The organism is Amorphus sp. MBR-141 (assembly GCF_053628695.1).
In genome coordinates this window covers 1-21,024 of sequence record NZ_JBRJGW010000005.1, presented here as the reverse complement: position 1 = coordinate 21,024, position 21,024 = coordinate 1, and the positions used below count along the sequence as shown (strand labels likewise).

23 protein-coding genes are annotated in these 21,024 nt (G+C 69.6%); 12 read left to right on the top strand and 11 right to left on the bottom strand.

Going from position 1 to position 21,024, the window contains the following annotated elements:
* Positions 1-51: 51 nt before the first annotated feature.
* The 7 genes from hemB (at position 52) to ACSSVZ_RS08230 (ending at position 6,793) form a co-directional block, all read left to right on the top strand.
* Positions 52-1,089, top strand: coding sequence for a porphobilinogen synthase (gene hemB, locus ACSSVZ_RS08260; RefSeq protein WP_453969330.1), 1,038 nt, complete (start codon positions 52-54; stop codon positions 1,087-1,089).
* 64 nt (positions 1,090-1,153) lie between these two features.
* Entirely contained in the window at positions 1,154-2,410 is a 1,257-nt protein-coding gene (locus ACSSVZ_RS08255) for a threonine ammonia-lyase (RefSeq protein WP_453969329.1), read from the top strand.
* A 75-nt stretch (positions 2,411-2,485) separates the two neighbouring features.
* Positions 2,486-3,001, top strand: a complete 516-nt coding sequence (locus ACSSVZ_RS08250; protein ID WP_453969328.1) for an RDD family protein — start codon at positions 2,486-2,488, stop codon at positions 2,999-3,001.
* A gap of 289 nt (positions 3,002-3,290) precedes the next feature.
* A complete protein-coding gene (locus tag ACSSVZ_RS08245) occupies positions 3,291-5,111 on the top strand; it encodes an SLC13 family permease (protein WP_453969327.1) in 1,821 nt (606 codons plus the stop codon).
* Between the two features lie 143 nt (positions 5,112-5,254).
* Positions 5,255-5,998: an arginyltransferase gene (locus ACSSVZ_RS08240; RefSeq protein WP_453969326.1), complete on the top strand. Its 744-nt coding sequence runs from the start codon at positions 5,255-5,257 to the stop codon at positions 5,996-5,998.
* Positions 5,999-6,177: 179 nt separating this feature from the next.
* Positions 6,178-6,432: a hypothetical protein gene (locus ACSSVZ_RS08235; RefSeq protein ID WP_453969325.1), complete on the top strand. Its 255-nt coding sequence runs from the start codon at positions 6,178-6,180 to the stop codon at positions 6,430-6,432.
* 4 nt (positions 6,433-6,436) lie between these two features.
* Entirely contained in the window at positions 6,437-6,793 is a 357-nt protein-coding gene (locus tag ACSSVZ_RS08230) for a cupin domain-containing protein (RefSeq protein ID WP_453969324.1), read from the top strand.
* Positions 6,794-6,843: 50 nt separating this feature from the next.
* Here the strand turns inward: ACSSVZ_RS08230 and ACSSVZ_RS08225 are convergent, their stop codons facing one another.
* Positions 6,844-7,743, bottom strand: coding sequence for a LysR family transcriptional regulator (locus tag ACSSVZ_RS08225; protein ID WP_453969323.1), 900 nt, complete (start codon positions 7,741-7,743; stop codon positions 6,844-6,846).
* 104 nt (positions 7,744-7,847) lie between these two features.
* Here ACSSVZ_RS08225 and ACSSVZ_RS08220 point away from each other — a divergent pair, with 104 nt between their 5' ends.
* On the top strand, positions 7,848-8,534 hold the full coding sequence (locus ACSSVZ_RS08220; RefSeq protein ID WP_453969322.1) for a L,D-transpeptidase: 687 nt from the start codon (positions 7,848-7,850) through the stop codon (positions 8,532-8,534).
* Positions 8,535-8,569: 35 nt separating this feature from the next.
* On the opposite strand, the gene ACSSVZ_RS08215 is transcribed toward ACSSVZ_RS08220, so the two are convergent.
* Entirely contained in the window at positions 8,570-8,884 is a 315-nt protein-coding gene (locus ACSSVZ_RS08215; RefSeq protein WP_453969321.1) for a putative quinol monooxygenase, read from the bottom strand.
* On the bottom strand, positions 8,881-9,711 hold the full coding sequence (locus ACSSVZ_RS08210) for a helix-turn-helix domain-containing protein (RefSeq protein ID WP_453969320.1): 831 nt from the start codon (positions 9,709-9,711) through the stop codon (positions 8,881-8,883). The genes ACSSVZ_RS08215 and ACSSVZ_RS08210 overlap by 4 nt, the downstream gene beginning before the upstream one ends.
* Before the next feature lie 109 nt (positions 9,712-9,820).
* On the opposite strand from ACSSVZ_RS08210, the gene ACSSVZ_RS08205 reads away from it, so the two are divergent.
* Positions 9,821-10,177, top strand: a complete 357-nt coding sequence (locus tag ACSSVZ_RS08205) for a nuclear transport factor 2 family protein (RefSeq protein WP_453969319.1) — start codon at positions 9,821-9,823, stop codon at positions 10,175-10,177.
* An 81-nt stretch (positions 10,178-10,258) separates the two neighbouring features.
* Here ACSSVZ_RS08205 and ACSSVZ_RS08200 read toward each other — a convergent pair whose 3' ends face one another.
* From ACSSVZ_RS08200 to ACSSVZ_RS08190, 3 genes are all read right to left on the bottom strand, one after another.
* Positions 10,259-12,340 (bottom strand): pyrroloquinoline quinone-dependent dehydrogenase, encoded by a 2,082-nt coding sequence (locus ACSSVZ_RS08200; protein WP_453969318.1) that lies wholly within the window; start codon positions 12,338-12,340, stop codon positions 10,259-10,261.
* 3 nt (positions 12,341-12,343) lie between these two features.
* Complete coding sequence (locus ACSSVZ_RS08195; RefSeq protein WP_453969317.1) at positions 12,344-12,739, bottom strand: hypothetical protein; 396 nt, start codon at positions 12,737-12,739, stop codon at positions 12,344-12,346.
* A 433-nt stretch (positions 12,740-13,172) separates the two neighbouring features.
* Positions 13,173-14,141, bottom strand: a complete 969-nt coding sequence (locus ACSSVZ_RS08190; protein WP_453969596.1) for a GlxA family transcriptional regulator — start codon at positions 14,139-14,141, stop codon at positions 13,173-13,175.
* Between the two features lie 85 nt (positions 14,142-14,226).
* On the opposite strand from ACSSVZ_RS08190, the gene ACSSVZ_RS08185 reads away from it, so the two are divergent.
* On the top strand, positions 14,227-14,910 hold the full coding sequence (locus ACSSVZ_RS08185; protein WP_453969316.1) for a DJ-1/PfpI family protein: 684 nt from the start codon (positions 14,227-14,229) through the stop codon (positions 14,908-14,910).
* Between the two features lie 71 nt (positions 14,911-14,981).
* Here ACSSVZ_RS08185 and ACSSVZ_RS08180 read toward each other — a convergent pair whose 3' ends face one another.
* The 3 genes from ACSSVZ_RS08180 to ACSSVZ_RS08170 all read right to left on the bottom strand — a co-directional run bounded on the left by ACSSVZ_RS08180 (position 14,982) and on the right by ACSSVZ_RS08170 (position 17,645).
* A complete protein-coding gene (locus ACSSVZ_RS08180) occupies positions 14,982-15,491 on the bottom strand; it encodes a DUF421 domain-containing protein (RefSeq protein ID WP_453969315.1) in 510 nt (169 codons plus the stop codon).
* Between the two features lie 213 nt (positions 15,492-15,704).
* Positions 15,705-17,051, bottom strand: coding sequence for an extracellular catalytic domain type 1 short-chain-length polyhydroxyalkanoate depolymerase (locus ACSSVZ_RS08175; RefSeq protein ID WP_453969314.1), 1,347 nt, complete (start codon positions 17,049-17,051; stop codon positions 15,705-15,707).
* A gap of 147 nt (positions 17,052-17,198) precedes the next feature.
* Positions 17,199-17,645: a CopG family transcriptional regulator gene (locus ACSSVZ_RS08170; RefSeq protein WP_453969313.1), complete on the bottom strand. Its 447-nt coding sequence runs from the start codon at positions 17,643-17,645 to the stop codon at positions 17,199-17,201.
* 413 nt (positions 17,646-18,058) lie between these two features.
* On the opposite strand from ACSSVZ_RS08170, the gene ACSSVZ_RS08165 reads away from it, so the two are divergent.
* Positions 18,059-18,280 (top strand): hypothetical protein, encoded by a 222-nt coding sequence (locus tag ACSSVZ_RS08165; RefSeq protein WP_453969312.1) that lies wholly within the window; start codon positions 18,059-18,061, stop codon positions 18,278-18,280.
* A 57-nt stretch (positions 18,281-18,337) separates the two neighbouring features.
* Here the strand turns inward: ACSSVZ_RS08165 and ACSSVZ_RS08160 are convergent, their stop codons facing one another.
* Positions 18,338-19,165 (bottom strand): helix-turn-helix transcriptional regulator, encoded by an 828-nt coding sequence (locus ACSSVZ_RS08160; RefSeq protein ID WP_453969311.1) that lies wholly within the window; start codon positions 19,163-19,165, stop codon positions 18,338-18,340.
* 97 nt (positions 19,166-19,262) lie between these two features.
* On the opposite strand from ACSSVZ_RS08160, the gene ACSSVZ_RS08155 reads away from it, so the two are divergent.
* Entirely contained in the window at positions 19,263-20,165 is a 903-nt protein-coding gene (locus tag ACSSVZ_RS08155) for an SDR family oxidoreductase (RefSeq protein WP_453969310.1), read from the top strand.
* A 232-nt stretch (positions 20,166-20,397) separates the two neighbouring features.
* Here ACSSVZ_RS08155 and ACSSVZ_RS08150 read toward each other — a convergent pair whose 3' ends face one another.
* On the bottom strand, positions 20,398-20,868 hold the full coding sequence (locus ACSSVZ_RS08150; RefSeq protein WP_453969309.1) for an HNH endonuclease: 471 nt from the start codon (positions 20,866-20,868) through the stop codon (positions 20,398-20,400).
* Positions 20,869-21,024 lie beyond the last annotated feature (156 nt).

Sequence of the window (21,024 nt, the reverse complement as noted above, 5' to 3'; positions counted from 1 at the left end):
CGCTCCCGGAGGGCGCCGCCTCCCCGAAGACCCCAGCGCCGGAGGCCCGTGATGAAGATCGAACGCCCCACCCCGGGAACGTCGGCAGACATGCGCGACATCCTGCAGGGACGGCGCCTGCGCCGCCTGCGCCAGAACGACTGGACCCGCCGGCTCGTGCGCGAGACGACGGTGACCGTCGACGACCTGATCTGGCCGCTGTTCGTGATCGACGGCCACGACCGCCGCGACGAGGTGGCCACCATGCCGGGCGTCGACCGGCTGTCGATCGACCACGCGGTGCGCGACGTGGAGAAGGCGGCGAAGCTCGGCATCCCGGCGATCGCGCTGTTCCCCTACACCGACAGCGCGCTGCGCGACCCGGAGGGCAGCGAGGCGCTGAACGGCGACAACCTGATCTGCCGCACCGTGCGCGCCATCAAGGACGCCGTGCCGGAGATCGGCATCGTCACCGACGTCGCGCTCGACCCCTACACCAGCCACGGCCATGACGGGCTGATGTCCGGCGACGAGATCGTCAACGACGCCTCGGTGGCGCAGCTGTGCGCCCAGGCCCTCGTCCAGGCGCAGGCCGGCGCCGACGTCATCGCCCCCTCGGACATGATGGACGGCCGGGTGGGCGCGATCCGCTCGACCCTCGACGAGGCCGGCTTCGCCCACGTGCAGATCATGTCCTACGCCGCCAAGTACGCCTCGGCGTTCTACGGGCCGTTCCGCGACGCCATCGGCTCCAACACGGCGCTGAAGGGCGACAAACGGACCTACCAGATGGACCCCGGCAACGCGGCCGAGGCGCTGCGCGAGGTCGAGCTCGATCTGGCCGAGGCGGCCGACATGATCATGGTCAAGCCGGGCATGCCCTATCTCGACATCATCTGCCGGGTGAAGGACACCTTCCAGGTGCCGACCTTCGCCTATCAGGTGTCCGGCGAGTATGCGATGCTCGAAGGCGCGGCGCGCAACGGCTGGCTCGACGGCGACCGGGTGATGATGGAAAGTCTGCAGGCCTTCAAGCGGGCCGGCGCCGACGGCGTGCTGACCTATTTCGCCGTGCGGATCGCGGAACGCCTGAGGCAGGCCCGCCCATGATGCGGACGCGCGGCTGACGGAAGACGGCGAACGGCGGACGGAACGGGGGGATGGGGATGCCGACATGACCGCGAGCGCCAGCGTGACACCGAGCCGGGCCGCCCCGGACCTGGAGGCCATTCGCGACGCGGCCCGGCTGATCGGCGCGGACGTCGTCCGAACGCCCTTCCTGCCGGCGCCGAAGCTCTCCCAGCTGGTCGGCACCGAGATTCTCGTCAAGTACGAGAACATGCAGGTCACCAACTCGTTCAAGGACCGCGGCGCGCTGGTGCGCCTGCTGCAGCTGAGCGAGGCGGAACGGCGCAACGGCGTCATCGCCATGTCGGCCGGCAACCACGCCCAGTCGGTCGCCCATCACGCCAGCCGCCTGGGCATCGCCGCCACCATCGTCATGCCGGAGCAGACGCCGTTCGTGAAGGTCCAGTCGACCCAGTCGCGCGGCGCGCGGGTCGTGCTCAAGGGCGAGACGCTGGCGGAATCCCAGCTCGAGTGCGAGCGGCTCCAGGCCGAGCAGAACCTCACCCTCATCCACCCCTACAACGATCCCGACGTCATCCGCGGCCAGGGCACCATCGCGCTGGAGATGCTGGAGGACGTGCCGGACCTCGACACCATCGTCGTGCCGATCGGCGGCGGCGGGCTGATCTCCGGCATCGCCATCGCGGCAAAGGCGCTGAAGCCCGACATCGCCATCGTCGGCACCGAGACCGCGCTCTACCCGTCCATGTGGGGCGCGCTGCGCGGCGAGACCGTGGCCTGCGGCGGCAACACGCTGGCCGAGGGCATCGCCGTCAAGAACGTCGGCGACCTGACCCTGTCGATCATCCGGGCGCTGGTCGACGACATCATCCTCGTTGACGAGCCCTCCATCGAGCGCGCCGTCAACGCCTACCTGACCTTCCAGAAGACCATGGCCGAGGGCGCCGGCGCTGCCGGTCTTGCCGCCGTCATGATGGCGCCGGAGCGGTTTGCCGGCCGCAAGGTCGGCCTCGTCCTGTGCGGCGGCAACATCGATGCGCGCATCCTCGCCTCGATCATGGTGCGCGAGCTGGCCCGCGGCGAGCGCATCGTCGCGATCCGCGTGGTGATCCACGACCGGCCGGGCGTGCTCGGCGAGATCGCCGCGGCGATCGGCCGGCTTGGCGGCAACATCCTCGAGGTGTCGCACCACCGCCTGTTCCTCAACATCCCGGCCAAGGGCACCTCGGTCGACTTCACCATCGAGACGCGCGACGCCGCCCATGCGGCCGAGATCGTCACCGGCATCGAGGCGCTCGGGCTGACCGTCGACCGCCTGGACGCCGCAGAATCCCATTTCTGAGCGCCCTCTGCCGCCTTTTGACATCGGCGCGCGGGCACACCATCTGCGACGGAGCGACCTTTTGGGAGACTGCCTATGACCGCCGCGGCCGACTACACCGAGGACCACCCGCTGTTCGACCCCCTCGCCTACCCGCAGCTCTATTCGGGGCTCAGGATGCGGCGCTCGGTCGCCTTCATGATGGACTGCGTGCTGATCACCGTGCTGATGTTCGCCGCCTCGCTGGCGGTCCTGCTGCTCGGCATCATCACCTTCGGCCTCGCCTGGATCCTGTTCGCCATCCTCTGGCCCGCCGTCGCCCTCATCTACATCGCCTTCAGCCTCGGCGGCTCCAACTCGGCGACGCCCGGCATGCGGGCGATGGGCATCGAGCTCCGGCTGTTCCACGGCGGCAAGGTCTATCCGCTGCTCGCCGCGGTGCATGCCGTCCTGTTCTACGCGTCGGTGAGCTTCCTCACGCCGCTGGTGCTGCTGGTCGCCTTCTTCTCCGACCGCAAGCGGCTGCTGCACGACATGGTGCTCGGCACGGTGATGGTGGATTCCGCCGCGCTGCGTCAGCTCGAGCTGGACCTCGCGGCGCCGCAGGCCTGAGGCCCGGCCGGGCGGACGATCGGCGTCGGCGGAGACCGCTTCCGGCGCCGGCCCGCGGGCGGTGCCCGCCGCGATTCCCCGAAACACGTTTGCTCCTCCCGCCCCGCGATTGAGAACCGGATTTCTTCCGGCGGCCGGCGCGAACGTGCAATCTGCGCGCTCCTTTCGCCCATCCCGCCGGCCGCACGTCTCCGCCTGGGCTCGACACCGTCCCGGGAGAGCTGCAAGCCTGCGCGAGAGCGGGGCCGGCTGACGGCCCCGCGTGCCCGGATCGCGCCCGATGATGTCCATGCCCGACCTCGCGATGTGGCTGACATTCGGCGTCATCGCCGTCTCCGTCGTGCTCTACGCGACGGAGCGCTTCTCCATCGAGGCGGTCAGCCTCGGGGTCATCGTCGCCTATCTGGCGATGTTCCCGGTCGCCGGCCTGCCGACGGGCGGGCCCGACCTGTCGGCAGGAGACCTCCTCGCCGGCTTCTCCAACCCCGGCCTGATCACCATCCTCGCGCTGCTGGTGGTCGGACAGGGCCTCTACCACACCGATGCGCTCGAGCAGCCTTCCGCCATGATGGTCGCGGTCGTGCGCCGCTACGGGGCGCTGGCACTGGCCGGCGTGTTCCTGGCGATCGGAACGCTCAGCGCGTTCATGAACAACACGCCGGTCGTGGTCATGTTTCTCCCCGTCATGGTCGCCCTCGGCGCGGCGGTGAACCGCTCCGGCTCCCGCCTCCTGATGCCGCTGTCGTTCATCACCATCCTCGGCGGCATGACCACCGTGATCGGCTCGTCGACGAACCTGCTCGCCGTCGACGTCGCCCGCCGGGCCGGCGTCGCCGACCTGTCCTTCTTCTCCTTCACGCCGATCGCGCTGATCCTCGCGGCGGTCGGCGCGGTCTACGTGCTGGCCGTCATGCCGCGGATCCTGACGCCCCGGCGGTCGATGGCCGACGAGGTGCGCAGCGGCGCCGGCAAGCAGTTCATCGCCGAGATCCAGGTCCGCGACGGCCATCCCCTCGTCGGCGCGGCGGCGACGGCCGGACTGTTCCCCAAGCTCGCCGACATGACGGTGCGCCTCGTCCAGCGCGGCGAGCGCGCCATCCTGCCGCCGTTCGAGGACGTGACGCTGCAGCCCGGCGACCTCGTCATCGTGGCGGCGACCCGGGCGGCGCTGGAGCGCACCCTCTCCCAGCACCGCTCCATCATGTCGGACGCCGCCAGCCCGCCCGGGGACGCCGACGGTCCCCGCGTCGAGGGTGTGGTGACGCTCGCCGAGGCGATCGTCGCGCCCGGCTCGCGGCTGATCGGGCGCACCACCGCCCAGGCGGGCTTCCGCAGCGACACCGGCTGCGTGGTGCTGGGCATCCAGCGCCGCAGCCGGATGCCGCGCACGCCGATGACCGACATCCGCATGGAGGCCGGCGACGTCCTCCTGTTCGCCGGCGCCCGCGACCGCATCAAGCGGCTGCGCGCCAACCATGACGTGCTGCTCGTCGACTGGACGGCGAGCGAGGTGCATCAGCGGGCGAAGGCGCCGCGCGCCTTCCTGATCTTCGCCGTGATGGTCGCGGCCAGCGCCTTCGAGCTGGTGCCCATCGTCGCCGCGGCGCTCTTCGGCGCGCTCGCCATGCTGGTCTTCGGCTGCCTCAACATCCGCCAGGCCGGGCGCGTCATCGACGGACGCATCGTCATGCTGGTGGCGTCCGCGATCGCCTCGGCGACCGCGCTGGAGGCCACCGGCGGGGCGACGGCGGTGGCCGCCCGCGTGCTGTCGGCGATGGACGGCAGTTCGCCGGCGCTGGTCCTCTCGGCGCTGTTCCTGGTGATCGCGGTCGCCACCAACTTCGTCACCAACAATGCCGCGGCGGTGCTGTTCACGCCGATCGCCATCGGCGTGGCTCAACGCCTCGGCCTGCCGGCCGAACCGTTCGTGGTGACGGTGATCCTCGCGTCCAACTGTTCTTTCGCCACACCTGTGGCCTACCAGACCAATCTCCTGGTCATGGGGCCGGGCCATTATCGGTTTCGGGATTTTGTTGTCGCGGGAACGCCACTGGTGCTTATCTTGTGGGTGACATTTTCGCTGGCGGCGCCCTGGTACTACGGTTTGTGAGGAACCGGCCGAGTCGGATACACGATGCGGGTCGGCCCTCCGCCGAGCGGCAGGGGCCAGGCAAGCCTGGTCGACGAGCGTGGGGCGGCACGCCCGCCGACCGTCCGCCGCCACGCGGAAAGCTAGGGACCGGACTGAACGCAATGACGCGGCAATACAGCGACAATCCGCAGTTCTACCTGACGGCGGCCGCGCCCTGCCCCTATCTGGAGGGGCGCCTCGAACGCAAGGTGTTCACCCACCTGGTCGGGGACCGCGCGTCGGCGCTGAACGACATCCTGACCCAGGGCGGCTTCCGCCGGTCGCAGAACATTGCCTACCGGCCGGCCTGCGAGGGCTGCAAGTCGTGCGTCTCCGTGCGCGTCTGCGTCGACGGCTTCGACTGGACGCGGTCGTTCCGGCGGATCCTGGCGGCCTCGCGCGACCTGGTCGGCGAGGAGATCCCGTCGGCACCGTCGTCGGAGCAGTACGCGCTCTTCCGCGACTACCTGGATTCCCGGCACGCCAGCGGCGGCATGGCCGAGATGTCGGTGCTCGACTACGCCATGATGGTGGAGGACACCCATGTCGAGACCACGCTGGTGGAGTACCGCAAGGCGGGTCCCGACACCGCGGTGACCGGCAGCGGCACTGGCCCGCTCATGGCGGTGGCGCTCACCGACGTGCTCTCCGACGGGCTGTCGATGGTGTATTCCTTCTACGATCCGGCCGAGAACCGCCGCAGCCTCGGCACCTACATGATCCTCGACCACATCCGCCGCGCCCGCGAGCGCGGCCTGCCCTACGTCTATCTCGGCTACTGGGTCGATGGATCGCCGAAGATGGACTACAAGGTCCGCTTCCAGCCCCAGGAACACCTGGGTCCTCAGGGGTGGCAGCGGGTCTAGACGCATCCTATCTTGGTGGAGCCTCGACGCCCCTGTCGTCGCAGCCCGCGGCGCGCGCGATCGACCGATCGTCCGGGCAGCCGCCGAACGGACCGACTGACTTCCATCGAGCGACGTTCCGGGCGGGCAGTCCCGCCGGATCCGGAGCAAAGCGACTTTGCCCGCGGAGGCCGACGACCATGATCTACGTACTCGCCTTCTTCCTGCCGCCGCTTGCGCTCCTTCTCGAGGGCAAGGTGTTCTCGGCGCTGTTCAACCTGATCCTCATCGTGCTGGTCATCGTGCTGTCGCTGCTGACCCTGTTCACGTTCGCCTTCCTGCTGCTGATCCCGTCGCTGCACGCGATCATCGTCATCGCCCAGGCGCGCCGGAAGCGCGAGCACGACGAACTGGTCGAGGCGGCGCGGTCGGGCAAGCTCCGGATCGACCGCTAGAGCCATGACGCCGCTCGCCGTCCGCCTTGCCGACAAGCTCGCCAGCTTCTCCGAGCACTGGAAGCCGCGCATCGTCGCCTCCTTCAACGGCCACGACGTGATGGTGGTGAAGCTCAAGGGCGCCTTCGTCTGGCATTCCCATCCCGACACCGACGACTTCTTCCACGTGCTGAAGGGCCATCTGGTGATCGAGTTCCGCGACGGGTCGGTCGAGCTCGGGCCCGGCGACCTCTACGTGGTGCCGAAGGGCGTCGAGCACCGCCCCGTGGCCGAGGAGGAGGTCGAGCTGCTCCTCATCGAGCCCGCCGGCACGCCGAACACCGGCGATCCGGCCACCGCCGCGGAGAAGATCCGCATCTGACCCCCTTTGCTCCGGCGGCCACGTCGGGCGCGGCTGCCGCGCCCGCAGCCTCAGGCGATTCCCTCGACGGCCTGCAGGTTCGGCACCAGATGGTCGATGAAGGCGCGCACCACCGGCCGCATGTAGCGTGACGACGGGTAGGCGAGGAACAGGTCGGCCGGCTCCACCTCGTAGTCCGGCAGGATCCGCACCAGCGCGCCGCTCTTCAGTTCAGCCTCGACCAGGATGGACTGCACCGGCCCGGGACCACGCCCGGCCACCAGGCTGTTCACCAGCACGTCGGCGTTGTTGGTCCTGAGGCTCGGGCAGACCGGAAGATCGACGCTCTTCCCGTCGCCGGAGATCTGGAGCACGTCACCGGATTTCAGGATCGACGTCGTCGCGACCAGTGGACGGGTCGCCAGGTCCGCCAGGGTCTCGATGGCGCCTTCCCGGGCGAGATAGTCGGGCGCCGCGACCAGAATGCGCCGCACCACCCCGATCCGCCGCACGATGGTGTCCTGGCCCGCCGGGCGGCCATAGCGCAGGGCCAGATCGAAGTTCTCGAAGACCAGGTCGACCTCACGGTTGTCGAGCACGAGATCGACGCTCACCTTCGGGTGATCGTGTTGAAATGCCAACACACTCCTGTGAAATTGCCGTGCCCCGACACACGATGGCGCAAAGAGGCGCAATGTGCCCTCGATTTCGCCCATTTCTCTGCGCACGCCTTCGAGCGCCGCATCGAGTTGCGCCAGCGCGTCCCGGCCGGCCTCGTACAGCGCCAGTCCCGACGCTGTCGGCCGGACCGAGCGCGAGGTGCGTTCGAGAAGGCGCGCGTTCACGTACGTCTCGAGCTTACGTACATGTTTTGTTACCGCTGGTTGCGATATGGCGAGATCGCTGGCAGCAGCCGTCAGGGAACCACGCTCCACCGTGCGAACGAACGCGCGAAGGGTCTTGAGATCCATCTATGCCATCCGGTTATGTGTTCCATGCAGTCATAACCATAGCGCAATTCCTTTCCCCGCGGCATGATCGATTTCGTGCCCTCTACTCGAATATTGGATGAATGATGTCGCTTAGCAGACGATCTGTTCTCGTCGGTCTCGCCCTTGCGGTCGGTGGCTGCGTCACCCAGCGCCAGCCGACCATGCAGGCGGCCTCCAACGCCTACGTGCCCGATCCCTACTACGTCGCCATGTACGGGCCGATCACCACCGAGCCCTGGCCGATCCCGGGCGTCGACGTGTCGAAGGTCGATCCGCGCCTGTTGCGCCAGGAGGTCGACTATCCGACCTACGAGCGGCCCGGCACCATCGTCGTCGATCCCGGCGCGCGCTTTCTCTATCTGGTCCGTGAGGGCGGCAAGGCGATGCGCTACGGCGTCGGCGTCGGCAAGACCGAGGCGTTCAACTTCCAGGGCGAGGCGAGCATCGGGCGCAAGGCGGAATGGCCGCGCTGGACGCCGACCAAGGACATGATCGCCCGCGAGCCGGAGCGCTACGGCCCCGTTGCCGACGGCATGGACGGCGGCCCGGCCAACCCGCTCGGCCCGCGCGCGCTCTACCTCTACCAGGACGGCCGCGACACGCTCTACCGGATCCACGGCACCACCGAGCCGCACACCATCGGCAAGAAGGTCTCGTCCGGCTGCGTGCGCCTGTTCAACCAGGACATCATCGACCTGTACGGCCGCGTTCCCGTCGGCACCAAGGTCATCGTCCTGCCGTCGGCTCCGGAAGCCGTCAGCGCGGTCTGATCCAAGCGACCCGGCGGCCGGCATCCCGGCCGCCGCTAGTCCCCGGCCCGGCCGTCCACACGCGTTCGCGTCCAGATCGACACGTCGCGCGGACGCTCCAGCAGCTCCGGCAGCGCCGCATGCCAGGCCTGCCGGTAGTCCCGGCCGAGCTGCACATTGACCACGTCGTCGTGGTCCTCCCAGGTCTCGACGAGAAGCACATCGCACGGGTCTTCGGGATGGGCGTGCAGCGCCGCATCGACGAACGTCGCCTCGTGGCGCATGGCGTCGAGCACGCCGGCGAGCAGGGCCTCGAACCGCGCGCGCTCCGCCGGCCGCACGGCGAACCGGATCGCATAGGTCACGCTCATCGCCGCGCCTCCGCGCTTTCCTGCAGGATCCGCCGCGTCGCCTCGTCGGCCGGAAACAGGCACTCCAGCGCGATTTCCTCCAGCGTCACGTCGGTCGACGTGCCGAACACTGTCGTCGTCGACAGGAACGACAGCCGGGTTCCGTCCGGTCCGCGCACGCTGAGCGGCACGGCGATGGCGGAGGACGGGCTGACCGGGCCCGAGGTGGCCCGCGACGGATAGGCCGACAGCTCGGCGAGCAGCTCCGTCAGCACCGGATCGGCCGTCTGGTCGACCTGCTGGCCCAGCCGGTGAAGAAGGTGCGCGCGCCACTCGCCGAGATTCTCGATGCGCGGCGCGAGCCCGTCCGGATGCAGGCTCAGCCGCAGCACGTTGGCCGGCGGCTGCAGGAGCGCCGGGTCGACGCCCTCCAGAAACGGCGCCACCGCGCGGTTCGCCGCGATCAGCGTCCAGCGCCGGTCGATCGCCAGCGCCGGGTATGGCTCGTGCGCCTCGAGGATGCGCGCGATCGCCTCCCGTGCCGGCGCCATGTCCGGCGCGTCCAGCGGCCGTTCCGGATGGATCGGCGCGAACCCGGCCGCCACCAGCAGCGCGTTGCGGGCCCGCAGCGGCAGCGCCAGCTCCTCCGCCAGCCGCATCAGCACCTGCCGGCTCGGCGCCGCGCGCCCCGTCTCCACGAAGGACAGGTGCCGGGTCGAGATCTCGGCGCCCAGCGCCAGGTCGAGCTGGCTCATGCGCCGGCGGCGGCGCCAGGCGCGCAGCATGTCGCCGGCCGTTGTCGGGGTGGCGGTGGGGGCGTCGGTTTCCATCGTCATGACGCCGATCATGGCCGAGGCGGATCCGGGTGGCCATGACCTCGCAGGTAATGGAAGCCGCTCGGCCGGCGCGTCAGGGTGCGGCCTGCCGGACTTGCCGGCGCATCGATGGAGAGACCCCATGCACGACCCGAACGCCATTGCCGACGCCTATCTCGCCACCTGGAACGCGGCGGATCAGACCCGCCGCCACGACCTGCTGCGAACGGCGTGGGCGGAGGATGCCGACTACACCGACCCGATGATGAAGGGCTGCGGCCACGACGGCATCGCCACGATGATCGCCGGCGCCCGCGACCGGTTCCCCGGCCACAGCTTCCGCCTGCACGGCACCCCGGACGGCCACGGTGACGTCGTCCGCTTCTCGTGGACGCTGATCGCCCCCGACGCGAGCCCGGTCGTCCAGGGCACCGACATCGTCCGCCTCGACGACGACGGCCGCATCGCCTCGGTCACCGGCTTCCTCGACGCGGCCTGAAACGGCGAAGCCCCGCGTCCGGTTGCCGGACGCGGGGCTCCTCAAGCCTTTCCGATAAGGTGGAAGAGACGCGCAACCCGCCTACTCGGGCAGGGCGTAGGTCACCACCTGGTCGCTGACGTTCGGCGACAGGATGGTGTTGCCGCCGACCGCAAAGGTCACGTACTGGCGGCCCTTGTAGGTGTAGACCGCCGGCAGCGAGACCGCCGGAGCGTCCACCAGCGCGCTCCACAGCTCGTCGCCGGTCTTCAGGTCGAGGGCGCGGACGCGCGAGTCCATCGAAGCGCCGATGAACACCACGCCCGTCTCGGTGATCACCGGGCCGCCGATGGTCACCGACCCCCAGTCGTCCGGCATGTAGAAGCCGTAGCGCTGCACCTTGCCGAACGGCCGGCGCCACAGCCGCTCGCCCGTTTTCAGGTCATAGGCCTGGATGGTGCCGTAGGGCGGGTTCCAGCACGGCATGCCGGCCCAGTTGACGAAGGTTTCCAGCTTGAAGCCGTAGGGCACCTCGCCCTGCTTGTAGAAGCCGGACACCTCCCCCTCCTGCTTCTTCTCCTCGAAGTCTTCGCGCGGGATCAGCGTGTAGATCTGCACGACGCTGTTGGCGTTGACGATGTAGATGCCGGTGCGCGGATCGACGGCACCGCCGCCCCACTGGGCGCCGCCGGTCGTCGGCGGATAGGCGATGGTGCCTTCCAGGCTGGGCGGGGTGAAGCGGCCTTCCCAGCGGTACTTCTTGGCGCGCGCCGAGCACTCGCCGAAGCTGACCGCGTCGGCAAGCCAGAACACGCCGGGCCAGTCCTCTTCCACCAAAGGCGGCGGCGTGTCGACGAACGGCTGGGTGGGCGCGGCCTGCTCGCCCTCGATGTCGGACGCCGGCACCGCCCGCTCCTCGATCGGATAGATCGGCTCGCCGGTCTCGCGGTTGAGAACGTAGATGAAGCCCTGCTTGGAGGTCTGCACCAGCGCCGGAACCGTCGCCCCGTCCTTCTCGATGTCGACCAGCGTCGGCGGGGCCACCGTGTCGTAGTCCCAGATGTCGTGATGGATGAGCTGGCGGCTCCACACCACTTTGCCGGTCTCGGTGTCGACTGCCGTCACCGAGGTTGCCAGCGGAATGTCGTCCAGCCGGTTGCCGCCATAGTAGTTCGGGCTCGGCGACGAGACCGGAAGATACAGCAGGCCGCGCTCCGGATCGATCGACATCGACGCCCAGACGTTGGCCGTTCCGGTCCGGGAAATGACGTCGTTGGGCAGCGCGTGGAACATCCACTTCAGCGCCCCCGTGCGCGCGTCGAGGGCGAACACGGTGCCGGGAGGGCCGGCGCTGTCGGTCCAGTCCTTGCCGGCCCAGCCCAGGAACAGCGTGTCGTGATAGACCGTCGGCGGCTGCAGCAGCGACAGCGGCCACTTGTCGTTGACCGTGTTCCATTGGTTCACGTCCACCACGCCCTCGTCACCGAAGCCGGCGCAGGGCTCGCCGGTGTCGGCGTCGACGCCGTGCAGCTTGGCATCCATGGTGCCGATGTAGACGATCTTCTGGCAGGCCTCGCCGTCCTGCGGCTCCTCTTCCTGCCAGTAGGCCACGCCCCGGTTCTTCATCGCCGGCTGGGTCAGCGCCTCGAGCACGGCGTGGGAATCGTAGGTCCACTTCTCCCGGCCGGTGTCGGGCTCCAGCGCCACGATCCGGTAGAAGGGCGTGCCCAAATAGAGCGTGTCGTTGACGAACAGCGGCGTCGCCGACCAGACGCTCGTCGGCACCTCGCCGGAGCCGTCCGACACGTCGCCGGTGTGGTATTCCCAGACCTTGGCGAGGTCGCCGACGTTGTCCGGGGTGATCTGGCTGGCGGGAGAGTACTTCTGCGCCTTCAGGTCGCCGTTGAAGGTCGCCCACGTGTCCGGCGTCTCCATCCAGGCGTCGGGGCCGGACTTCTTCGGCGTGGAGGCCGCCGCTGGCCCCTGCTCCACGGTGGCGCCCTGCCCCGCCGGAACGGTCGTCGTGCCGCTATCGGGCGCTTCGGAGCCGGGCGTGCCGGCGGCGGGTTGCCCGGCAGCCGGCTGCTCGGGTGCGGGGGTCTGCTCCTGGGCGAGCGCCGGAGCCCCCGCAAGCGACAGGGCCAGCGCGGTGGAGGCCGCAAGCGTGGCGAAATTGGCGGTCATGGCTCAGGCTCCCTGTCGGACGGAGGGGTACGCGGGGCGCTCGCGGGCGGGATCGAACACGACGTAGACGACCCAGCCGATGGCGGCCACGACGATCGCCCCGAGGAGAACGTCCGCCTCCAGCAGCCAGGCGGCGAACCCGGTTCCCAGGATGTCGAGCAGCACGAGGATCGCGAAGACCACCGCCGCGATGCGCGGCAGGCTGGTGCTCCAGATCAGCGCGACCGACCCCACCAGCAGGAGAACGCTCGTCACCAGGACCAGATAGGAGCCCGCCGTGAAGGCGATGCCGTTCCCCGCGTTGAACGCGTTGATGGCGGACACCACCACCGCGACCAGCGCGGCGAGGCACAGAAGCCAGGCGCCGTTGGCCCCGGCCTTTTCGCTCGACATGGACATGACGTTGATCTCCCCGACGGTGTTGATGCGATCGCCCGATCGTGGCCGGCGTCCGCCACGGACGACGCGCGGGCCGGCCGTTTCGCAGAAGACCGGGCGCGGACGCGTTCGCCAGAAGGCTGGCGCCTCAGCCGGTCATGACCCAGCGCAACGGCAGCGGCCGGCACGGTGCTGCTGCATCGGACCGGGTCGTTCGGCAAGGAGGGAAGTCTCACCCCTGCCTCGACAACGCGCGTGGCGCCGGATGGATCCCGGCGCAGGTCCGATACTTCGGCAACGCCAGCACATTTTCTGGTCAGGTGGTCACACAAGGTCGGGAGGAAATTGCTCTGGGCGGCGCCCGCATCCCCGCTGCACTCCCGCGTCGCCGCGGATGAAGGGCAGGCAGCCCGGGTTCCGGGAAAGCCGGGAACGGTCCGGCCGGCCGTCGGGCTCAGCCTGCCAGGTCGGTCGACTGGAAGCGCTCGCGATAGGCCTGCGGGCTGACGCTGTGGCGGCGCTGGAAGGCCCGCCGCATGGTCTCCTCGGCGCCGAAGCCGCAGCGCGCCGCGACCCGGGCGACGTTGCCGCCCTGCTCCAGGTGCTGGCGGGCGCTTTCCAGCCGCAGCTCCTCGATGGCCCGCGCCGGCGTCCGCCCGGTCGCCTTGTGATAGTGGCGGGTGAAGCTGCGGACGCTCATGCCGGCGCGGTCGGCGAGATCGGAGAGCGTCAGGCGGCGGTCGAGGTTGTCCAGGATCCAGGCGTGGAGGTCGTCGAAGCGCCGGTCGCTGCCCTGCAGGGCCATCGCCGCGCTGAACTGCGACTGGCCGCCCGGCCGCTTCAGGAAGACCACCAGCTGGCGGGCGATCGCCAGCGCCGGCTCCCGCCCGAGATCCGCCTCCACCAGCGCCAGCGCCAGGTCGATGCCCGCCGTCACCCCGGCCGAGGTCCACACGTCGCCATCGCGCAGGAAGATCGGATCGGGCTCGACCCGCACCTTCGGGAACCGCCGCGCGAAATCCTCGCACCGCTGCCAGTGGGTCGCGGCGCGGCGCCCGTCCAGAAGCCCCGCCGTCGCCAGGAGGTAAGCGCCGCTGCACACCGACGCCACCCGCCGCGCCGCGGCGGCGCGATCGCCGATCCAGGCGAGCAGCCGCGCGTCCTCGCAGGCCCGGTCGACGCCCCATCCCCCCGCCACGATCACCGTGTCGACGGGCGTGCCGGCCTCCGGCAGCGGCGCCGCGCCAAGGCTCAACCCCGACGAGGTCACGACCGGCGCCTCGACGCCGACGACCACCGGCTCGTAAGGCGGTGCCCGGCCCCCGATCCGCGCCAGGTCGTTGGCGGTGGCGAACACCTGCAGGGGCCCGGCCACATCGAGCAGCTGGCAGTTGGCGAAGGCGAGGACGTCGATGCGGCGGATCATTTTGGCCTGAACGGAGGGGTGATTGTCTCTCCGGCCAAGCATGGGCCTGCTAGCGTGAGGGTGTCAATCAGGAGACGCTTCCATGTCCGCCACCGCCTCGTCCCCGCTCCAGATCGGTCTTCTCGTCTTCCCGAAGGTCCAGCAGCTCGACCTCACCGCCCCCTACGAGGTGTTCGCCTCGGCACCGGGGACGCAGGTGCACCTGGTCTGGAAGGATCTCGAGCCGATCACCTCGGCGACCGGCCTGACCCTCGCCCCGACCGTCACCTTCGCCGACTGCCCCGCCCTCGACGTGATCTGCGTGCCCGGCGGCGGCGGCATCAACGCGCTGCTGACCGACGCCGAGGTGCTGGACTTCGTCCGTCGGCAGGCGGCGGGCGCGCGGCTGGTCACCTCCGTCTGCACGGGATCGCTGGTGCTGGGCGCCGCCGGTCTTCTGAAGGGCAGGCGCGCCACCACCCACTGGAACGCCCACGACATGCTGTCCCGCTTCGGCGCCATCCCGGTCGACGGGCGGGTGGTCCGCGACGGCAACCTGATCACCGCCGGCGGTGTCACCTCGGGCATCGACTTCGGCCTGACCGTGCTGGCAGAACTGTTCGGAGAGCTGGAGGCGCAGACGGTGCAGCTGGCGATGGAATACGCGCCGGCGCCGCCGTTCTCAGCCGGAACGCCCCAGGAGGCACCGGCCGAGGTCCTCGCCCTCGCCCGCCAGCGGCTGGCGCCGATGCGGGCCGAGCGCGAGGCGATCATCGCCACTCTCTGAGGCTCTACCGCGACCGTTTCAGCCGCCGCGACCGGAACACGGCCTCGCGGCGGCGGGCCCGAAGCGCCGCCTCAGCGCACGTCCTCCAGCAGTACGCCGTCCAGCCCGTCCCCGTGCAGCACGCTGATGTCGCCGGTGGTCTCCAGCACCACGGCCCGCACCCGGTCCAGTTCGAGCGCGTTCGCCTCCCTGAGCTTGGCGTAGACGTCCGAGCGCCTCACCCGGCTGGTGGCGAGCGCCTCCTCGATGAACACCCCGTCGCGCATCAAAAGCAGCGGGGCGTTCTCCATCGCCTGGCTGGCCTCCTCCGACGAGCGCCGGACGAGCGCCAGGGCCACCTGGACGCCCATCAGCGCGGCGATGGCGACGAGGGTCTGCAGGAACCCGTCCCACGTGGTCGCCGTCGCGGCGTTGGCGAGCAGCGAGCCGGTGGCGATGGTGATGACGAAGTCGAAGGCGGTCATCTTGGAGAACGACCGCAGCCCGACGCAGCGGACCATCACGATGATGAACACGAGAGCGACGGATCCGAGCACGAGCCCGCGAACGACCGCATCGGCGTAGAGGGGCAGTCCGAACATGGCGGGGATTCCGATTCCGGGTCGTGGACGGCGGCCCGCCATCGTCACGATGGCGCGCGGCGTCCGGTTGGGGACCCGGGGACAACCACACCGTGACCCAAGCGTTCCCCCTCTCCCCGACGCGCACCGGCACCACCCGCTGCGCGCGCGCAAAACCGCGCACGAACGCGCAGAAACGCGCAGCTCCGGACGGACCACCGGAGCTGCGCGTTTTCAGGCCTGCGCGCTCTCGGCCAGGAAAAAGCGCAGCATCTCGCGCGAGGCGTCCGGGCCGGCGGGGTCGGTGAACGAGCCCGCCGCCGACCCGCCCGCCCAGGCGTGGCCGGCCCCGTCGACGACCCAGTGTTCCAGCACCGGGACGCCGCCGGCACCGGCGGCGACGCTGCGGGTATAGGCGCGGCCGCCGTCGGCGCGACTGCGGGAGGTGTGCGCGGCGCCGGCCTCGCCGACAGCGGCGGCGATCATCGCGCCGTTGCTCGGATGCACTGTCGCATCGGCGCTGCCGTGGAAGACGATGGTGCGCGTCGGCGCCCGGAAATTGCCGGTCTCGGTGGGCGAGCGGCCGCGGTCGGCGGCCTGGCCGCGCATGGCGGCGAACGCCCCCACCACGTCGCTGGCCGCCCGGTACGGCAGGCCCGAGTGGGCGCCGACGGCGGAGAAGAGATCCGGATAGGTCTGGCCCAGGACGACGGCCATCGCCGCCCCCGCCGACAGCCCCGCCACGAACACCTGCTCGCGGCCGAGGCCGAACTCCTCCATCAGCTCCCGGGCGATGCCGGCGATGATCGCCGGCTCGCCGGCGTTGCGCGCCTGGTGGGCGGGCTGGAACCAGTTCCAGCAGCTGGACGCGTTGGCCGAGCCCGGCTGTCCCGGATAGGCGACCAGAACGCCTTCCGCCTCGGCCACCGCGTTCATGCCGGTGCCGACGGCGAAATCGTCCGGGTCCTGCTGGCAGCCGTGCAGCATGACGAGCAACGCCCGTGGCCGGCTGCCCGCCGACGCCGGCCGGTAGAGCCTGTAGTCGCGCGCCCCGGCCGGACAGGCGAAGGCGCGGGAGACGAATTCGGCCCCGGCGGGCACCGGCATCTCCGCCCGGGTCGCCCCGCCGCGCCGTCCGGGCACGTTCGGCAGCGTGTCCGGGCCGGCCTTGCCGGTGCGGCTGAGGAGGCGGATCACCTCGCCCATCGGCATCCGCGGCCGGCCGGAGGGCCCGGCCGGGCGCGCGGCCCGATGGTCGGTCTCCGTCGCGGCCTTCCGGGTCGCGGCCTTCGGGGAAGACCGCGGCGCAGCGCCGGCCGGCCCTGGCTGGCCGGGCGCCTCAGCCGCTGCCGCGGTGCGGGCGGCCTCACCGGACGCCGTCGCCGTGCGCGGCTCGTTGGCCTCGAGATCGAGGGTGCGGCCGGCGAAGCCGTCGGCCGGCCCGGGGGCGCCTGCCGCCCCGCCGCCGGCGGGCGCCCGGCCGGTCAGCGCCTCCTGCAGGATGCGCGTGGCGGCGCTCGGGTTGCCGGACTGGGTCGCCTGGGTGGCCCAGCGCATGGCCGTGGCAAAATCGGGTTTCATGAACCGTGTCCTTGTTGGGTGCGGGCCGCCGCGCTGGAGGGCCCCGCCGGCGGGTCGCGCCCCGCCGAATTGGAAAACCTGAGCGATCTCAGGGTCGTGACGCGCGATGCGGGCGGAAAACCGGTTCCCCCTTTTCCGCATCGCGCGTCAGCTGATGCGGTCGGCCAGCGCCTTCTTCACCTCGGGGCTCGCCTGCAGCGCCCCCAGCACGGTGATCGATCCGATCGCGGCGCGGGCAAGCTCGGGCGAGACGTCCGGGGCGATGCGGGCGAGCCCGACCACCTTGATGTGCAGTTTCCGGCCCGAATCCCGGGCCGTTTCGAGGTCGGCGGCGCGATAGTCGCTGAGGCCGAGCTGCAGGCTGTGCCGTTCGATGGAGCGCGTCACCACGTCGCCGTGGGTGGCGAGCTGGCTGCGGATGGCCGTGCGGATGAAATCCGCGCGGTTCGAGTAGAATCCCTCCTGCACCAGCAGATCGATCCGCCCCAGGTCCACATGGCCGAGGTTGACGGTGATCTTCTCCGTCTCCCCGCCCTTGTCGCGCCCCGCCTTCGCCGTCTCTTCCATCACGCCCTCCATCCCGTTGGATGGCATATGGATGGTCCAGGGCAGGAGAACAAGGCCTCGCAGGCGTCCCGCCGGAGACCGTCGCGGCAAACCGGCGAGGCGGATGCGTGCGGAAACGCGCCGCACCCCACAAAGGTCCCGCCGGACCACGCTGTTCCGCGCGAATTCCGCCGCCGCTCCGCGCCCTGCCCTGCCGGCCAACGTCGGCATGCCCGATGCGGTGGGCCACGGGCGCTCGACTGCGTCCCCGGCAACCCTGAGACCGATCACCCGGCAATGCGTGCGCGGGAATCTGCCGGGAGTTCGCAGCGCCTGCTCGGCCAGTCTATGAGGAGCCGGCAGCGACCAGGGCAGCTGCGTGCGCCGCAAGCGGATTGGCTCTGACCCGGCAGTCCCGGATACCATGGGGTCCATCGGTTCGAGGAGGTACGACCCCGCCCATGACAGTTGCCCTCCTCACCTGGAACCTCGCGTGGAAATCCCGGCAGGGCCGGTCCGGGCGCGTGCTCGCTCAGCGGATCGAGGCCTGCGCGCCCGACATCGACGCCAGCCTGACCGCGCGCGCGGTCACTGGCCTGAGCAACGTCGCCGATGGCCGGCAACTGTCCGACCACTTCGGCCTCGCGGTGGTGCTTGCGCGAGCGCAGGAGGCTGTACCCTGAATATCGGCTTCCGATCAAAGAAACGGCGCGTGCCGACCATCCAGACCGAACAGCCGGTCATCGCGTTGCGAGGAACGCCTGTACGCGCCGGGCGACCTCTGCCGTCGCCGGTGTGTAGACCATCATGTTCAGGTCGGACCGCCCTTCGACGGCAAAGGTGGAGAATTCGAGTTCGATCGGTCCGAGCTCGGGGTGATGGAGGCGCTTGACCCCCTCGCCATGGCCGACGACCTCGTTGTCGCGCCACAGCGCCTCGAACTCCGGGCTCATGACGGAGAGCTCGTCGACCAGCTTGCCGATCTCGGCGCCGGCGCCGGCGCGTGCCGCATCGGCCCGGAACGCTCCGACCACGAAGCGCGCGACGCGGAGCCAATCCTCCTGGGCAGCCCTCACACGGGAGTCCGAGAACATCAGCCGCAGGACGTTGCGCTGATGAGGAAGAAGCTGGCCATAGTCCGTCAGCAGCACGGCCGCGGCCCGGTTCCAGGCGATGACGTCCCAGGTCGCGGTCCGGATGAGGGCGGGGCTCGCGGGAATGGCGTCGAGCACCCGTTGCAGCCGCGGCGTGATGATGCTCTCCGGCGCCCTGTAGCGCGCTTCGGGCGGATGGCCGAACGCCAGGATATGCAGATGCTCGCGTTCCGGCTCCGTGAGCATGAGCCCGGCCGCGATGCGCTCCAGAACGTCCGCGGACGGCGCGCCGCCGCGGCCCTGCTCCAGCCACGTGTACCAGGTCGGGCTGATGTGGGCGCGGCTCGCCACCTCTTCGCGGCGCAGGCCCGGTGTCCGCCGTCGACCGGTCGGGAAGCCGAAGCTGGCGGGGTCGAGGCGCATGCGTCGATCCCGCAGAAACGTGCCGAGCGGATTGTCGTCCTGGCGGGACATGTCGACCCTGTTGATTATTATACCATGATAAAGTCACTACTTTAACAGGAAGAGAACTACGCCATCTTGCCTCTCCGTACAACTCGGAGAGCTTCAGATGCGTGTTTTCCTGACTGGTGCGACCGGCTTCATCGGATCGCGGATCGTGCCCGAACTGATCGCCGCCGGACACGAGGTGGTCGGCATGACGAGATCGGACGAGGGAGCGAAGGTGCTCGTCGCGGCGGGCGCCAGCCCCCATCTCGCCACCCTCGAGGATCCCGCCGCCATCATCGCCGGGGCCACTGATGCGGACGCCGTGATCCATACGGCGTTCGACCATGACTTCTCCAATTTCGCGGCCAACTGCGAGAAGGACCGGCGCGTGATCGCAGCGCTGGGATCGGTCCTCGAAGGCTCCGATCGGCCGCTGATGATCACCACGGGAACCAACATGGGCGACGCCGGCGACGGTCGGCCCGCGTCGGAGGATGTATTCAATCCGCACCACCCCAATCCCCGTGTCGGGTCGGAGCTGGCCGCACAGCAGCTTCTGGACGCGGGCGTGAACGTCTCGGTGATGCGCCTGCCGCAGGTGCACGACACGGTCCGGCAGGGCCTCATCACGCCCTACATCCAGATCTCGCTCCAGAAAGGGGCCTTTGCCTATGTGGGCGAAGGATTGAATCGCTGGCCTGCCGCGCACGTCCTCGATGTCGCGAAACTTTATGCCCTCGCGTTCGACAAGGGCCCACCGGGCACCCGCTATCATGCCGTCGCCGAGGAAGGCATAACCGCCCGCCGGATCGCGGAGGTGCTGGGCGCCGGCCTGAACCTGCCCGTCATCTCCCTGGCTCCCGATCAGGCGGCGGACCATTTCGGCTGGTTCGCCATGTTCGCCAGTCTCGACATGATCGCCAGCAGCGCGCTCACGCGCGCGAAGCTGGGGTGGGAACCGACCGGGCCGGACCTGATCACGGACCTGAAGGCCATGGACTATCGCGCCATGCTGGAGGGCTGACGCTCGGCAATCGATCCGGGATGCACTGCCCAACGGCTGGGTTCGAGAGGCCCTCGAACCCAGCAACCACCAAAATGGCGGCATATCGGCCGGCCTTTGACCAAGTCGCCCACGACGCCGGGCCGCGCGCGGTCACCGGCCTCAGCGACGTCGCCGATGGGCGGCAACTGTCCGACCACTTCGGCCTCGCGGTGATGCTCGCGCGAGCGGACCAGGTTAACATTGCGCCCCATCACTCGGGAATCAGGCGGCCAATACGTTTGTAAAGCAATAACGACCGCTCTTCGGCGTCGGCAGCGTGGTGAAGCGCCCTGTGGCAGTTTGGGCAAAGAGCCACGGCGTTCTGGACGCGATCGCTCCCTCCATTCGCAAGGGGCTTCATGTGATGCACTTCGAGGAAGTCCATTTCCGCAGCCGTCTTAAATGGAGCTGGTGCCGAGCATGCCTCGCATCTGCCTTTTGCCTGTCGAAGAATATACGCTTTCACATAAGGGTCACGCTTGAACGCGACCGATCCAACCTCTACTCTTTCTGGCTGAAGTGAACCGCTCGGCAATGAAAGGTGAGGTCGGGAGAGGAGTTGCCGCGTCCGGAGATCAAGTTCAGCTGAATCTGCAGTCGGTGAAAATGCCTCGTCTTCACTGCCGAGCCGCTGTCTTGCTATTGAGACCACGTCCTCATCGAAGCGCTCGGAAAATTGCACGACGATGGTTTCGTAGCTATCTTTCGCTGGGACCTCATCGAAACCGCTAGATTGATTTCTTAGAGTCGGACTCGAAACTCATGGAGCGCGGGCCAGACGTCTTGCGAGGAGCATGACGGAGGCGGCGTGCAGGAAGGCTTCAGCCGAGGCGATGGA

Bases quoted from the DNA above. Each gene is read 5' to 3' on its own strand.
- ACSSVZ_RS08160 (WP_453969311.1), bottom strand. From the start codon at position 19,165: ATGTCCCGCCAGGACGACAATCCGCTCGGCACGTTTCTGCGGGATCGA.
- ACSSVZ_RS08195 (WP_453969317.1), bottom strand. From the start codon at position 12,739: ATGTCCATGTCGAGCGAAAAGGCCGGGGCCAACGGCGCCTGGCTTCTG.
- ACSSVZ_RS08175 (WP_453969314.1), bottom strand. From the start codon at position 17,051: ATGAAACCCGATTTTGCCACGGCCATGCGCTGGGCCACCCAGGCGACC.
- ACSSVZ_RS08230 (WP_453969324.1), top strand. From the start codon at position 6,437: ATGACGCCGCTCGCCGTCCGCCTTGCCGACAAGCTCGCCAGCTTCTCC.
- ACSSVZ_RS08210 (WP_453969320.1), bottom strand. From the start codon at position 9,711: ATGATCGGCGTCATGACGATGGAAACCGACGCCCCCACCGCCACCCCG.
- hemB (WP_453969330.1), top strand. From the start codon at position 52: ATGAAGATCGAACGCCCCACCCCGGGAACGTCGGCAGACATGCGCGAC.
- ACSSVZ_RS08205 (WP_453969319.1), top strand. From the start codon at position 9,821: ATGCACGACCCGAACGCCATTGCCGACGCCTATCTCGCCACCTGGAAC.
- ACSSVZ_RS08215 (WP_453969321.1), bottom strand. From the start codon at position 8,884: ATGAGCGTGACCTATGCGATCCGGTTCGCCGTGCGGCCGGCGGAGCGC.
- ACSSVZ_RS08200 (WP_453969318.1), bottom strand. From the start codon at position 12,340: ATGACCGCCAATTTCGCCACGCTTGCGGCCTCCACCGCGCTGGCCCTG.
- ACSSVZ_RS08170 (WP_453969313.1), bottom strand. From the start codon at position 17,645: ATGCCATCCAACGGGATGGAGGGCGTGATGGAAGAGACGGCGAAGGCG.
- ACSSVZ_RS08245 (WP_453969327.1), top strand. From the start codon at position 3,291: ATGCCCGACCTCGCGATGTGGCTGACATTCGGCGTCATCGCCGTCTCC.
- ACSSVZ_RS08255 (WP_453969329.1), top strand. From the start codon at position 1,154: ATGACCGCGAGCGCCAGCGTGACACCGAGCCGGGCCGCCCCGGACCTG.
- ACSSVZ_RS08180 (WP_453969315.1), bottom strand. From the start codon at position 15,491: ATGTTCGGACTGCCCCTCTACGCCGATGCGGTCGTTCGCGGGCTCGTG.
- ACSSVZ_RS08250 (WP_453969328.1), top strand. From the start codon at position 2,486: ATGACCGCCGCGGCCGACTACACCGAGGACCACCCGCTGTTCGACCCC.
- ACSSVZ_RS08220 (WP_453969322.1), top strand. From the start codon at position 7,848: ATGTCGCTTAGCAGACGATCTGTTCTCGTCGGTCTCGCCCTTGCGGTC.
- ACSSVZ_RS08165 (WP_453969312.1), top strand. From the start codon at position 18,059: ATGACAGTTGCCCTCCTCACCTGGAACCTCGCGTGGAAATCCCGGCAG.
- ACSSVZ_RS08155 (WP_453969310.1), top strand. From the start codon at position 19,263: ATGCGTGTTTTCCTGACTGGTGCGACCGGCTTCATCGGATCGCGGATC.
- ACSSVZ_RS08240 (WP_453969326.1), top strand. From the start codon at position 5,255: ATGACGCGGCAATACAGCGACAATCCGCAGTTCTACCTGACGGCGGCC.
- ACSSVZ_RS08225 (WP_453969323.1), bottom strand. From the start codon at position 7,743: ATGGATCTCAAGACCCTTCGCGCGTTCGTTCGCACGGTGGAGCGTGGT.
- ACSSVZ_RS08185 (WP_453969316.1), top strand. From the start codon at position 14,227: ATGTCCGCCACCGCCTCGTCCCCGCTCCAGATCGGTCTTCTCGTCTTC.
- ACSSVZ_RS08235 (WP_453969325.1), top strand. From the start codon at position 6,178: ATGATCTACGTACTCGCCTTCTTCCTGCCGCCGCTTGCGCTCCTTCTC.